Source organism: Ralstonia sp. 25C (genome assembly GCF_051904805.1).
Classification (GTDB): Bacteria; Pseudomonadota; Gammaproteobacteria; order Burkholderiales; family Burkholderiaceae; genus Ralstonia.
Genome location: NZ_CP196738.1, coordinates 729,130 through 742,760, shown reverse-complemented (window position 1 = coordinate 742,760; position 13,631 = coordinate 729,130). Strand labels below are relative to the sequence as shown.

Here is a 13,631-nt window from a genome sequence, read left to right as displayed (position 1 = left end):
TCGATTGAGCCTTGGCCCTTTTTACGATGCCCGATGCCCCTCAGACTTTCGGCACGTGTAGCGCATCCCACGAAGCCTTGCCGGGAATCCCGTCAGCGTCCTTGCCGGAATAGCCGATCTTGCGTTGCCAAGCGGCGTAGGACGCCTGATCGCCCGTGCCCCATGTGTCTTCGTTCAAATTGCTCTTGTAGTTATTGCAGCCCACCGCGATTAAGCGAGCATGCATGGCCGCAATGATCGGGCTCTTTCTGCCGGTCTTAAAGAAATCAGCGCCGGGAAAGGGTTCGTCTTTGGCTGGAACCACGGGCGGCAGCGGTGGCTTGACCGGCTTGGTGGGCGTGCTGGCGGCATAAGCCGGCCGACCAAAGCCGACAATGTCATGCGCCGTTCGGCTGAAGCGGCCGCACATGTGGTCGTAGTTGCCCTCGATGGTGTGTACGACGTCGCCGGAGACGTCGGTGACGAGGCCCACGTGGTCGATTTTTGCGATCGATTTTCCGCCCGACCACTCGAAGAAAATGATGTCGCCGCGGCGAATGCCGGACGCCGCAACGCCGTGATCCACGGGGTGCCACTGGCCATGCGCCTGGAACGCCTGCGCGTGTGCCGGGGTGTAGGCAAACCGGCCACCAAAGCACACTGGGTCCGCATTGCCCGAGTGATACGCCGCGTAAGTGATGGTCATGTCGCACCACGGCTCGCCGTTCATGCCATACCACTGGGTGATTTTGTTGACGTCATGTCCGCCGGTATCGCGAACGCCCACCAGACCTTCCATGGCAGAAACCATGGCTTCCAATCCGCTCATTTGCTGCCTCCTACACGATGCTATCGATCAGCTTTAAAAAGTGATCGCTGAAAAAACTACACCCTATTATTTGCGCAAAGATTTAAATCAAAGGCGCGGTTTACCATAGTATTTCGAGCGATTGATTTAGATCGTTTATAGAGTGAAATTAATTCAGATCAGATGGCAAGATGTTTTGTTGCAAACGGCGTGATCAGCAATAAATACTGCGCTATGCAGTCACAACAACCAGAAGGTGCTTGGGAGGACACGTCATGTTGTTTGCACGTTTTGCTCGTTCGTATGCGCGTAAGGGCCACGCTATCAGGGGGTGCTGTTTTGCGGCCGTGTTTCTTGCGCTTGCCGTGCCTGCGGTGGGCGCCTTTGCCGATGAAGCGCAAGACTGCCAAGCGGCCGCGGGCACCTTGCTGATCGGCCATGTCACTACGCCGCCGCGCTTCAAGCACGGGATGTACCGTAACGGCGTCGAGCTGTCTCACACCCATTTGACCCTGCGCGGCGATGCCGACGGCAACGACTACGACGTCGCCATCGACAACGTCTTTGCGCAGGGCTACCGCAAGAACGCCAAGACGGTGCCCGCGCCGTTGAATACCATCGCCGTGGGCGATGCGCTGGAGGTGTGTGGCCTGCCGTTCGAGGGCGGCATCCATTGGGTCCACAACAATTGCGGCGATACGCCAACGCCGCAAGATCCGAATGGCTGGGTCAAGAAGATTGCCGAAGATGGCTCCGTCGGGCCGAACCTGGAGGGTGGTCAGGCGTACTGCTACCTGTGGCCGCACCGGTAGGCGGGCCGTTCACGTCTGTGCGACAGGGTTGTGCTGGCTTCGCCCATGCGCGCAGCATTTCGCCAAGCGTGTCCGGCGTGGGCGTGCGCATCGATAGCGTGGGAGGTCAATCACCCCCAAGTTTTTCTGAGCGCCCTGTCATGGTTCGCAGCATTGGCAAAGTCGAACAGCATTCGCCCCCGTCCTCGCCGGGCGATGGTGCGCCGCCGCCCGCGCCCCAGCGGGCGCCGACAGTGGGGCGCCAGCGGCCGGTGGATGCGCCGCTCGCGCTGGCACGGCGGGGCCCGGCGCCGGCGGGCTCCATCAGACGCACTGCCGCACCGCACTCCGCCGTGCCCAACAAGCGGCCGCGATTGGAGGTGGGCGCCTCAAGTGCGGCCGCCTCCTCCAGCGGTGCCCCGGCCCGCAAGCCAACCAAGATGAGCGCAGCGTTGATTGCAGCCGCGCTCAAGATGCTTGCGGATGATCCGATGCGCCCGCTGGTGTCGATCGGTGCCGATCTGGACTCCTCTGCGATGGCCCACTACGTTGCGCCGGGCGGCGCGCTCCGGCAGGAGGACCGCGTGCGGGCATTTCCCGACTTTGAGGCGCACGCCGATGCCATCACCGCTTCGCTACGGCGCCTGGGGCACGGTGAACAGGCTGACGCGCTGGCAGCCCTGGGCCCCGCAGTCAACACGGGCCGCGAGCGGCAGGCATTGACCGCCCAGCGCGTGCATCAACTGCTGGGCGACCGGCTGGCGGGCAAGCCGGTATCCGACAAGACTCTGGCGCGCTGGCAGTCGCCCCCCACCTGGCAACGCGAAGACCTCGCCACTCGCCTCGCCAAGCTGCCCGACTACGCCGACTGGCGTGGGCGCATTGAAACGCAGTTGCGGCAGTTGGGCGTGATCGGCCAGGATGCGCGGCTTCCCGAACCTGCAGCGGCGCGCACCGTTTTTGATGCCCACATTCTGGTTGCTTGCCTGCGCGTGATCCGCCAACGCGCGCAAGCGAAGGCGGAAGGCCGGCGCGACGACCCGTCGCTCAAAGGGGCGCTGTATGACCTTGTCGATGCGAAAAAGGACCATGTGCTGGCCTGGGTCAACGCCGATGGCCGCCTGCGCAAGCCGGCCACCAACGTGTCGCGCCTGCCCGGTTATGCGGAAGAGCGCGACGAAATCGTGCGATTGCTCAACGAACTCGGCCACACAGAAACGGCCGCCGCCATGCCGCTTGAAGCGACCCGCGCGCAGGAAATCGGGGCCGACACCATCGCCCAGTTTCTCGCCAAGATCGCCGCCGACCCGAAAGCGCAACGCGGTGCCACTGCACTCACGCTTGGCGTCGCAGCGACCTCGCTGGCAGTGCATATCGCGCCGGACAACCGGCTCAAACAGCTCCACAAGATTGCCGACATGCCAGGCTATGCCGAGCACGCTCAAGCACTAGGCAACGCACTGCGGGCGCTGGGCCATGCGGACCAGGCTGCCTTGCTACCGGCACCACCGCAGGCCCCGGCCGCGCCGGAAGACCCCACCCTGGCCAAGGTCGGCATTACGGCCGATGACTTTCTCCACCGCGTGGGCAACCACTTGCATCAAGTGGCTGAGGTGGCCCGACGGATGCGCGATGAACAGCAGCCCAACGCGGCTATGTTTGCTGTCGCGCAAGAGATTGGCGTATCGCGCGCGTGGGTCCGGGCACTGCTCGACGAGCGCGGCGCGGTGCGTGACCGGCCCGTGATCGAGCAGATGCTGGAGGGTGTCGATACCCATGCTTCCGCGCGCCTGGGCCGATTGCTGGAACGCCTGCGCGGGCAGATCGAGGGCGCCGCCGATGCGCCGTCGAGCTCAGCGGCGGCTGAGCAGTCAAACGTAAGCACAAGTGCAAGTGCACGGCCGGCCATGAAAGCGCTGCAGATAGGGGGTGCCGGGCATGCCCCCGACCGCGTGCTGATCGTCAAGCCCAACACGGTGGACCCGGGCCCGAACGTCCCCAAACGACTCGCTGAGATCTACCGGCCCAACCGCGAACTCGTGCACCCGCCGCGCAACTACGAACCCGACCGGCAGCGGCAGCCGCTGCGCTGGCTCAGCTCCATGCTGCGGCAGCGCTTTCCGAAAAGCGTGGAGGTGCAATGCTATTTCGACGCCACCCGCCGCTCGGTCGTCGTATCGTCCAACGTCTCGACCGTCAACGAAGAGATTCGCAGCTTCCTGGCGTCGGCTGAATTTGAACGGTTGCTCGCAAAGCCGGCGCCGTCACGCATCGACAACCAGGATCGGCTTGCCCGCCATCAGGCCAAGTTGTTGCGTCGCATGGACCCGGCTTCCGACCCCCACGTTGGCTCGGCGTCAGATGCTGTGCTGGCCGCGATTGCCGAGCGCCGCTTCGAGGTGCCGACGCGCACTTACCCCGTCGATCTACATGCCGAACGTCGCATCAATGACCACATGGTCAGCAAACACAGCACGCGCGTGGAGACCGAGCAGCTCGCCGGCACGATGCGGCCGTGCAGCAGTTGCGCGGATGAACTCGAAGCCAAGCCCGAGGTGCACCGCGGGCCCGCGTGGCTGTCGCGGGCCGGCCGCATGGGGTTCGATCACGACGAAAACGTCGATCGTCAGATGCAAGCCGGCATTGGCACGTCCATCACACGTTCACGCAAGAACCGGCTGACGTTTGAACACGATACGGATAGTGATTCGGATGCTTAGGGGCTGGGGGCAAAACGCGCGCCCCTAGATCTGCCGCAACCAAGACTCAACGATGGCGCGCCCGCGCAGTGTTGCCAACCAGCGTGGCAGAGTTCTGTCTTCATCATTCAGAAGCCCGCCAGACCGCCGGCAGTGCAGGCCGTCGTACCCCTGTCGTTGCCGAGCCGGCCAGCGTTCAATCCTATGGATCGATGAAGAAACTTGAGCTTAGAGATGGTTGAACAGTCAGCGTTCTTGCGGCAAACGGTTGCCTGGTCGCACAGGGTTTCTGTACAGCAGCCGATAGTGAATTTCTGAGCAAGTCAGAGTTAAGCACAACGCTATTGCGCTTCCCGTGCCGTCTTCTACGCTGTGGGTACACATCACGGGGGGCAGTTTGAAACGATGTCAGGGCGGTGTCGAAATCGTGTCGCACCGGAACCTCTGCGCGGCGGAATGGCAGTCGAGATGACACCGCGCCAGGACCTGACGGCCCTCCTTGAAATGACAAGACTGCGACGCTGCGCAGGCGGAGCGTTGTTGGCGTCGCATCAATAAATGCTGGTCGCGCCGCGCGGCCAGCCAGCGCACCGGGTGTTGCACGCACTTGACCAATTAGGCGTCAGAGCAACGGACTGAAACCCGTTGCCGACGATCCTGCGTAGGTCGCTTTTGCTGGGCGGTGCAAGGGAGTGGAGCCATGGCTATCAGCTGTGATCGGATTAACGCCCACGCGAAGCGGTCTCTTCCTCAATTCCAGTTCGCCGATGCGGGAGTCCTCCTGCCCGTGCAAGTCGAGTCCTGGATCCATCACTGACGAATCCCACGAGGAGTCAAAACATGGCTACACCGATAGGACCGCTCTTTGCCGCGGGCAACCAGGTCATCACGAAGTCGGGGCATACGATCAGCTATTGGCCCGATGCTCACAACGAAATGCTCCAGCGTGCAGGACAAGCGCCGATCTACTACTGGCTTCCCGAGCAGGTCACGCTGGCGAAAAAGGACAACGGCGACTACAAGTTCGGGATGGTGCATTTCGTTGGTATCCGCTCGCACGGCACCACCGTCGGCGAATCGAGCGACGACAACGAAGTGGCCGGTGGTCTCCTGACGTTCTCGACCGTGGCCGCACCGCCAGCGGAGGTGCTCAACGAGGCGCATCAGCAATTGACCGAGTTCGTGCGCAACAACAGCAACCCGCTCTGGGCTTATACGAGCCGGCTCACGCCGCAGTTCATCTTCGTGCCCATCGTCGACAACAACTGCGTGCTCTCGAACACGCTGCCGGGCGCGGACGGCGGCGTGCCAGCCGCGACACCAGGCAAGAGTGGCGTCGCCGGCGCCGCGCCAGTGATCGCGCAGCTACGCTCGGCGCCGCCCTCGCGCGCGATGCCCCGCAGCGTGCCCGCAAGCTACCGTGGTTCCAACATCGACCCGATGTACGTGCGGCTCGATGGGCAAGGCAAAGGCACAATCGACCCCAACGCCGACAAGCCATTCAGCGCGCTGCTCGGCAGCATTCCGGCGGCCATCGCCTACAACGGCTTCCACATGGGCACGGCCCCGATGTTCGTGACCGAGAACATGCAGGTGCGTGTCGTCAGCCCGATGATGACGATCGACATCGTCGGCGACTGGGACCGCATCCAACAGCATTTTTCCGCCGCTGCGCATGCCGGCGGTCTCATCTGGAGCGCCGACGTCAAGGTGCAGTTCGACAGCTTGCGGGAAAGCGGCGACATTGAAGTGCATACGTTCATTGACCAATCGCTGCCTGGTGCACAGCAGTTGCAGGAGTACATGGACAAGCGCAGTGACTTGATCTTCAACAAGTTCATGGACGCCGCCAAGCAAGTGATCTTCGACCCCGCGCCGTTCAACGAACAGCCCGCGGAAGCGAGCAGTGGGCTGCTCGGTGGCGTCTTCGGCGGATTCGGCGGTGCGTTGAAGATCCGGCAGCAGAAAACGCATCTGCATCTCGAGTATCACGAGACGAAGGAAATGGCGTACCTGCAGCCGTATCAGGTCAACGGCACGCTCGATGGCATTGCCGACGCGATCAAGGCCGACCCGTCGAAGGAGAAGGTCTACTTCACGAACGTCGACCTGACCGACTGGGACCGCAAGGTGTCGCGGATCGTGAAGCCTGTCGTGAACTGGCCCGACCCGGCGCAGAAGTGGATCGGCGAGCCTGTCGCATTCATCTCCGTCCAGACGGGATACCCGAATGCGCGCGGCACGCTCGAGTGGGATGGGCACGTCTTCGGCCCGGCAGACGGCCCGAACGCGCAATGGAACACGGCCGTCGCGATGAAGCAGACGACCGACGTCGCGAATCCGCCCGCCGGCTGGACGCCCGACAAGCTCTTTCTCAAGCGGCAGATCCACTTCTCCGAGCCACCCAGCGAGCTCGAAAACCCGTTCGTGCGGGTGCAGGTCGAAAAAAGCATCGTCGATCTCGACCCGACCGATGTCGGCACGCCCGACAACAACATCACCGTCGAAGTGCGCGTCGAGGAAGCCGGAACGCTGGCGGTGGGGCCGATTTGCCTTGGCACGACGCTGACCGACAACACGCAGTATGTCGAGGTCACGCTGCGCGCGCTCGGCAAACGCGACGATGGCAAGGATCGCGATCCCGTGAAGTTCACGTTTAAGTACGACGACCAGGATCAGCCCCGGTATTGGCTCGTCTACACCGGGCAGAAGGGCTTTGTGCCGAAATTCGAGTATTCAGTGCGCGTGATCGTGAAAGGCTCCCTCTTCAGCCACGGCCAGCAGTGGTCGATGCAGACGCCGATCTCGACCGGTGGCAGCGGCGGCCTGATGATCACGGTGCCCACACCGGATGATCCGAACGTGGTGACCAAGGACGTACCGCTGACGGCCTTCGCACCGACGCAAGCGCAACCGGGCGGCATGCCAGGGAGTACGCCGGCCAAGCCGCCGTCGACGCCGCTGCACGCGGTACCGCCGCCCACCTCGGTTCGGGCGGGGGCGCAGGGGCAGGGTGGTCAGTCGCGTGGATATGGTGACGTCTCAGGGTGGAGCAGTGCGCCGCCACAGACGGGTACCGCATCGCGCGCGGCCAGCGAGAGCGTCGACGACCATGTGACGTTCGACTCGTTCCTGCCAGCAAAGAGCGCCTGAGAGCGGACCCATGTTGGTTCACCGCGCGCCGCCGGCGACACCGGGCTCGAGTCTGGGCTGGAGCCGCCTGATCGGCCCATCGGGCGAGCGGCTCCTCGTGCATCCTACCGACGGGGAGCCCTGCCGCTGCATCCGCGAGAGCCTTGGCCTGGCCCGCGACGGGGCAGGCCGGCCGCGTGTGGCGCTGACGCTGGTGCTGGCTCGCGCGCCAACGCCGGCGGACGAGTCGATTGCACCGCTTGTCGTGGGCGGGTCGTTGGCGCTGGTCTGTACGCTCTGCGCCGGTGCCGATGCGCTCGCATTCGCAGAACAACGGCTGCGCGAGCCGTGCGCTGCCTTGTTCATTCGCACGGGTGAAGCGTTCCTGCGCAACGGACAGCATGTCTACCGCGCCTTCGCGCTGCTGGGTCGCGCCGATCGCGTTTCGCTTGGCACATACCTGGGCGCGCACGAGGCGTTGGACGTGCTGCACGCATTGGACGGCGCACCGTCGTCGCTGCGTGTTGGCGCGAGAGTCGAAGCACCCCACCCGGTACCGATCACCGAGATCACGCTCGACCGGCTGCTCGGCGGCGTGCTCGACGGGCTCGACCGACGGGATTACGTGTCGCTTGTCATCACGCAAGCCGACGGGACGACGCGGCCGGCGCCGTGGCTTGCCGGCAATCTGAAGACCGGCGACGGCCCGGCGTCACGCGACGCAAGGGCGGGCATGGCGATGGTCGCGATGGCGCATCAGTTCGTGGCGATCCCGCAAGTCATGGCGCCGGCCGCTGTCCACACGCCGGCTGCTGCCCTGATCCCGGGCGGTGCGTTGGCGCACGGCACACGCATTGACGACCACACGCAGTTTTGGCTTCTGGCCGATGCCCGTTTCCCCGTCACCCCGACATCCGACGACGGTGACGCCCCTAGCCAGCACCTGCCTCTGGTTGACCAGCCCGCCGGCGTCTATTGGAAGGACGCGCTCGACGCCAACCTCTACTGGTATGCGCCGACGTTCGCGCTGGTCATGCCCACGCCGCGCGACGACCCGGCCACCGCACCGTTCGCGTTTGTGTACGCGGCGACGGGCGCGACAATTGGGCCAGGAGGATTGAAGCCGGGCATCTCGGCGACGCTGCGCGTCACCCTCGCTGCGCAAGTGCCGGCCGCCACGACGGCGTCGGTCGCGTCGCTGCCGAATCTATCGCAGCAGCCGGTGCCGCTGGGCGGCCTCAGCGCGGCACTCGAACTCACCTACCGGCAGAGCGGTGCAGAGGCGCAATCGGTGCAGCGCTTTCCGGGCACCGTGGCGCAGAACGGCAATACGCTCGTCGTTTCGATCGCGCTGCTTGATGATTGGGCGCGGCTTGCCTACAGCGCGCTCGCGTATCCCGCCGGCGGTGGCGGCACCGCTGCACGGCTCGTCATCGACTACACGTTTGCGGCCTATCAGAACGTGTCCGTCGGCTTGGACGTGGAGATCGTCGGCGGCGGCAAGCTCGTCGAAACAGCGGTCGTGCCCAGCCGCATGCAGCTGCCCCGCGTCATCGACAGGCCGTACGTCGTGGCACAGGAGCTGACCGTCGTCGGGCCCACCGCGTCCGTGCAGTACCACGTCGAGGCGCCGAACCGCGACGCGCAGGAGCGCAGCGTGGCTGCGGCGTCCATCGCGGCGGCCAGCTTGCATCCCGTTGCTGCGGTGTCGCCTGCGACGAGCCATGTGCATCTCGCACCGGGCATCGTCCATTTCTTGCCGCCGGCACCGATCGTGGCGCCGCAGGTTCCCGTCCGAAGACGCTTGATGACACGTTCGATCGTGCGCGAGAACGTGGTCGATCTGGCCTTTCCCTGCGCGCAGTATGGTGCGCAATACGCGCAGCAGGGCGCGAACGGCCAGCTTACCTCTGTCGGCTGCCAGGACGCGTTTCGGCTCGGCGAGACGTCGACCAAGGCATTCGCGGAGATCGACGCATTGCGTGATCCCGCCTACCGTGTCTATCGCTCGCTGCAGCAGCCTGGGCGCTTTCTCGTGATGCCCACCACATATCGTGTCGGCAGGTACTCCGCGCTCGATGCAGACAAGGCGTACCGGCCCATGCTGATGGTGTATGGCGTGCTCGACCCCGACCCGACCAAGGACCGCTACTTCATTGCGGCGACCCTCGTTGCCGACGTGTCTGCCTACCAGATGGCGCTGCTGCGCCGCGCCCTGCGCGATCAGGTGCCGGCCACTGTCGTGCCGAGCATCGTGTTGCCAACCGATCCGTTCGTCGGCGCGTCGATCACCCACGCGTGGGCGGTGCCCGACGGCGTCGCGACGCCCGAGTGGCTGGCTGCCGTGGATGCCTTCACCGTCACGATGTCGATGACGGACGCCGCCATCCTGACGACCGCGATCGAGCGCAATGGCGTGGATGGAAGCGTCACCTTCACGCTGCCGGATGGCACGGTGCTCACCGCTGCCGCGAGCCTGTCCGGCGATGTCGTTGGGCCGGCGGACACCGGGCCGGTCGTCGCGCAGGCAGTTCAAGGCCAATGGCAGCTGACCAACCGCACGCAGCAGCCCGTCAACGTGCTGGATGCGGCGGCGATCGACGCGAACGGCAACGTTGTTGTCTCGGCCGTCAACAGCGTGCTTGCGCCCGGTGCATCGATGCCCGTCCAGGCTTCCGCGGGCACGGCCACGGTGGTTACCGACGCCCGGCTCGCATCGGCGATGACCATCGACGAAGTCGACATCTTCATCGAGAACGTCACGGTGACGGCGACGTTCATCAATCAGGTGAACTTCGCCAACCACCAACTCAGGACGCTGACCGTGCGCTCGAAGCTAAAGGCGGGCGATCAAGTGGAGGAGACCGCGTTGGCGGAAGCCGCTGTAGCGACGGTCACGTTCACGCTGCCGATCACGAACTATCTCGCGCAGCAGGCGCTGCAGTTCATGCTCGTGAAGACAACGGCGAATGGGACGACAGAAACCGCCTGGTACGACTGGAATCTGAGCCAAGGCGCGGTAATCGGCATCACAGCTGACCGCTTGTGATGTGTTGACAACGAAAGGAGCAATCCGTCATGGGACAAGGACTCTCACTGCACATCGGCCTGAATAGCGTCGATGCGTCGAAGTACAACGGCTGGGCAGGCACCCTCGCTGGCTGCGTCAACGATGCCAACGCAATGCAGGCGATTGCCGTGGCGCAAGGTTTCACGCCAACGCAGCTGATCACGGAAGCGGCCACTGCCGATGCAATCCTGACCGCGATCGGCCAGGCTGCGCGGACATTGAAATCGGGCGACACGTTCCTGATCAGTTACTCCGGACACGGCGGCCGCGTGCCAGACCCGACCGGTGATTCGCCCGACGGCATGGACGACACCTGGGTGGCCTACGACCGCATGGTGCTTGGGCACGAGCTCTATAACCTGTGGAGTCAGTTCGCCAGCGGCGTGCGCGTCGAAGTCTATTCGGACAGTTGCCATAGCGGCACGGTGATCCGCGATCTGATCGTGACGAACAACCTGCCGTTCCTGAGCGCGCCAACGTCGATGCCGCTGCGCGGCGTGGCTCGGCACGCCAACGATCCGGCGGCCCAGGCGTTCAATATCGTGTATGGCGCGGCGATCACGGAGGGGCGTGCCACGCGCAATGCCCCCGAGAACTTCGCGCCGCTGCTCGGGCGCGCGATTCCATCCGAGCTTGCGCTGCACGTCTACAACAGCAACCTGGAGGCATACCAGGCGCGGCAATGGGCGACGGCGCGCGCAGAGCCGACAGCCTCTGTCATTCTGATCTCTGGGTGTCAGGATAATCAGGTGTCGCAGGATGGGCAGAAAAACGGCCTGTTCACCGAGAAACTCTTGAACGTCTGGAACAGCGGGTCGTTCGCGGGGAACCTGCCGCAGTTCCACAAGGCGATCGTTGCGCTGATGCCCGCAACGCAGACGCCGAACTACTTCACGGTCGGGCCCGATGATCCTGTGTTTACCGCCGCGCGGCCGCTGACGATCGTGAGCACGGCAGGTACCGCCACTGGCACCACCACGAGCAACAGCACAGGAACTAGCGGCGGCGCTGGCGATACGTCGCAACAGCAAGGCACGCAGCAGGTCGCGCCGACGATCGCCGGGCCGAGTTCAGTCCAGCGTGGCGGGCAGCCGCCAACGTTTCAGATAACGACAGGATCGAATCGCTACTACGCGGTGGAGCTGGCGGCCGACCCCGCGCTGTTCGGCAATAGCAGTGCGCGTCAATCGTCGAACTTCTATGCCTCGTGGAACGACTCGAACGCGCAAGCGCGCATGACCGATCCGACGTACACGCTGTCTGCCGATGCATGGGCTGCGTTGTCGTCGAACGACAAGCTCTACTATCGCGCGCTAACAACATCGAGTGGCGATGCGCAAGCGTGGGACAACTACATGGTGTCTGTGACCGACGGCGACGCGGCAGCGGCGGCGCCCTCGTTCTCGGTCCTCGCGAGCGATACCTCGACGGCACCTGCGGAACCTAGCACCCAGGACGAGGCTGTCGCGGTCTAGGTTGGGCGTACCGTGCGGGCACCGGTGCTTGCTAAGACTCGGTGCCCGCAACGCTCCTATCCTTGCTGTATCTGATGGGGAATTGGTGACCCGAAGACGTCGAATTCAGGACAGCGTCTAACGTTTTTTTCCCCGCGAAGGTGGGACCCAGTGGCATTGACTGCGTTGGGTTTCCGCCTTCACGGGAAAGACAGCGGGTTAGGTCCGCCTTGTCATGAAATAGGACAAGGCTCGGTATGTCTGCACATCGCGCTATTCGACCGTCACACCATGGATCACCGTCTCGATCTTGCCGTACTGGTTCTCTGCCGACAGGCCCATATCGAGGTGATAGTCCGTGAGCCATACATCATGGAGCTGCGTCACTACGCCTTCCGACGAAGTTTGCTTGCAATGCAGGTCGATGGCGGAACCGGTCAGCTTGTCGAAGACCGTTGATGCGGGTCGCTCACGCCCGACCGTGCACTTACGCTCCTTCTCTCCTCTTGCATCTGGCTGGGGCATGGGAATGTGCAGCGTTGCTCCTTCCCTGAACGGCCCGTTGGCTGCGACCAGGGCGGCAGCGTCCAGAAGATTGGTTTGAGACGCGGTGATTGCCGGATCGACGAGATGTGAGCGCAGCCTCGCGGTGCCGTAGGCCAGGGAGAATATCGTCCAGTCGGCTTCCTTGTTTGGCGTTACAGGGGCGAAGATCGAAGCGACGACCCCGTTGTTGCGCCGATTGATGATCGTGCCAGTGAGGCGCTGCGAACTCGCTGGCTCCGCCTTGTTGACCCATTCCACATCGAAGACGGCACGTTTGAAAGGAAGTGGATGACTGCCGTCAGGCGGCAAGGCGCGGCGAATCGATTCAGGCAACACGCGCTCGTCAAATGCCTCGTTCAAATAGGTTTCTGGTTGGCGCAAAACCTGGCGCGGGGCGGATGGTTGATATTCCAGAATGTGAAGCAGAGCAAGCGAGGCGCGACTTTGCATTGGTTCGGCCGCTGAGCTGACGTGATCGACCAGCAGGCCAATGCGTTCGCATTGATCCAGCGGCGGTGAAGCTTTATCGCTTAAGCTCGCCTCCAGTCCAGAAAGCAGGAACTTGTGGGCTTCGAATCGCTCGGTAATCGAGCCGCCGTCACTCGTGTCGTCGTCGGACGCTTCGTGCCGGATCGCGATTTCAGTCATGTCGATCGCACTCTGAAGCGCTTGTGGCGACAGCTGCGGCAGGTACTGAGCGGCGTCTACTTGCTCCTTCTGCGAGTCGAGGAACGCCTTGCAGTCACCGGGCGTGGCTGTCACCGACGCCTTCATCAGCTGCAGGAAGCGCAACCGCTCTTCGGGAGAGAGCTTGGCTCCCCATCGGGACGGCCCGTTTTCTCCTGAGTCAAGCACGCGTTTGCTTAGTTTCGGGTCGTCAGCCAGCTTCTGGGCGAACCGCAATATGACTTGTCCTTGTGCTGAATTCGGATCGAGTCCCTTCGACACAAGCGCTTTGCGGGCAGCCGCTTCATTTTGGGAGGCGCAATCGCACTTCTTGCGCTTCTTTGATGGCTTGGTTGGCGCCGCGTTTGGTGCGGATGGTGTGGCATCCGCGGCGTAAGACACTGCGGAGACTGCGCACAGCAGTGCGAGGAGGGATTTCTTATAGAGCCTCATGTGGGTTCAGAACGTTTTGTTATGAGGTGTAGC

General features: G+C 63.6%; 7 protein-coding genes. 5 read left to right on the top strand and 2 right to left on the bottom strand.

The genetic code is table 11. The features are described from left to right. Window positions 1-40 precede the first annotated feature (40 nt). A complete protein-coding gene (locus ACS7SF_RS21805; RefSeq protein WP_439894208.1) occupies window positions 41-808 on the bottom strand; it encodes a peptidoglycan-binding protein in 768 nt (255 codons plus the stop codon). 254 nt (window positions 809-1,062) lie between these two features. On the opposite strand from ACS7SF_RS21805, the gene ACS7SF_RS21800 reads away from it, so the two are divergent. The 5 genes from ACS7SF_RS21800 to ACS7SF_RS21780 all read left to right on the top strand — a co-directional run bounded on the left by ACS7SF_RS21800 (window position 1,063) and on the right by ACS7SF_RS21780 (window position 11,954). Then, on the top strand, window positions 1,063-1,599 hold the full coding sequence (locus tag ACS7SF_RS21800) for a hypothetical protein (RefSeq protein ID WP_439894207.1): 537 nt from the start codon (window positions 1,063-1,065) through the stop codon (window positions 1,597-1,599). Between the two features lie 140 nt (window positions 1,600-1,739). After that, window positions 1,740-4,298: a hypothetical protein gene (locus ACS7SF_RS21795; RefSeq protein ID WP_439894206.1), complete on the top strand. Its 2,559-nt coding sequence runs from the start codon at window positions 1,740-1,742 to the stop codon at window positions 4,296-4,298. A gap of 819 nt (window positions 4,299-5,117) precedes the next feature. Beyond that, window positions 5,118-7,430 carry a hypothetical protein gene (locus tag ACS7SF_RS21790; RefSeq protein WP_426399576.1) on the top strand — a complete coding sequence of 771 codons (2,313 nt, stop codon included), beginning with the start codon at window positions 5,118-5,120 and terminating at the stop codon, window positions 7,428-7,430. Window positions 7,431-7,440: 10 nt separating this feature from the next. Next, window positions 7,441-10,458, top strand: coding sequence for a hypothetical protein (locus ACS7SF_RS21785; RefSeq protein WP_439894205.1), 3,018 nt, complete (start codon window positions 7,441-7,443; stop codon window positions 10,456-10,458). A 29-nt stretch (window positions 10,459-10,487) separates the two neighbouring features. After that, a complete protein-coding gene (locus ACS7SF_RS21780; RefSeq protein WP_426399578.1) occupies window positions 10,488-11,954 on the top strand; it encodes a caspase family protein in 1,467 nt (488 codons plus the stop codon). Window positions 11,955-12,206: 252 nt separating this feature from the next. On the opposite strand, the gene ACS7SF_RS21775 is transcribed toward ACS7SF_RS21780, so the two are convergent. After that, window positions 12,207-13,598, bottom strand: coding sequence for a hypothetical protein (locus ACS7SF_RS21775; RefSeq protein ID WP_439894204.1), 1,392 nt, complete (start codon window positions 13,596-13,598; stop codon window positions 12,207-12,209). Window positions 13,599-13,631: the final 33 nt, after the last annotated feature.

What these genes read in the sequence shown, in the direction of transcription:
- ACS7SF_RS21805 (WP_439894208.1), bottom strand. Translation starts at nt 808, where the DNA reads ATGAGCGGATTGGAAGCCATGGTTTCTGCCATGGAAGGTCTGGTGGGC.
- ACS7SF_RS21800 (WP_439894207.1), top strand. Translation starts at nt 1,063, where the DNA reads ATGTTGTTTGCACGTTTTGCTCGTTCGTATGCGCGTAAGGGCCACGCT.
- ACS7SF_RS21795 (WP_439894206.1), top strand. Translation starts at nt 1,740, where the DNA reads ATGGTTCGCAGCATTGGCAAAGTCGAACAGCATTCGCCCCCGTCCTCG.
- ACS7SF_RS21790 (WP_426399576.1), top strand. Translation starts at nt 5,118, where the DNA reads ATGGCTACACCGATAGGACCGCTCTTTGCCGCGGGCAACCAGGTCATC.
- ACS7SF_RS21785 (WP_439894205.1), top strand. Translation starts at nt 7,441, where the DNA reads ATGTTGGTTCACCGCGCGCCGCCGGCGACACCGGGCTCGAGTCTGGGC.
- ACS7SF_RS21780 (WP_426399578.1), top strand. Translation starts at nt 10,488, where the DNA reads ATGGGACAAGGACTCTCACTGCACATCGGCCTGAATAGCGTCGATGCG.
- ACS7SF_RS21775 (WP_439894204.1), bottom strand. Translation starts at nt 13,598, where the DNA reads ATGAGGCTCTATAAGAAATCCCTCCTCGCACTGCTGTGCGCAGTCTCC.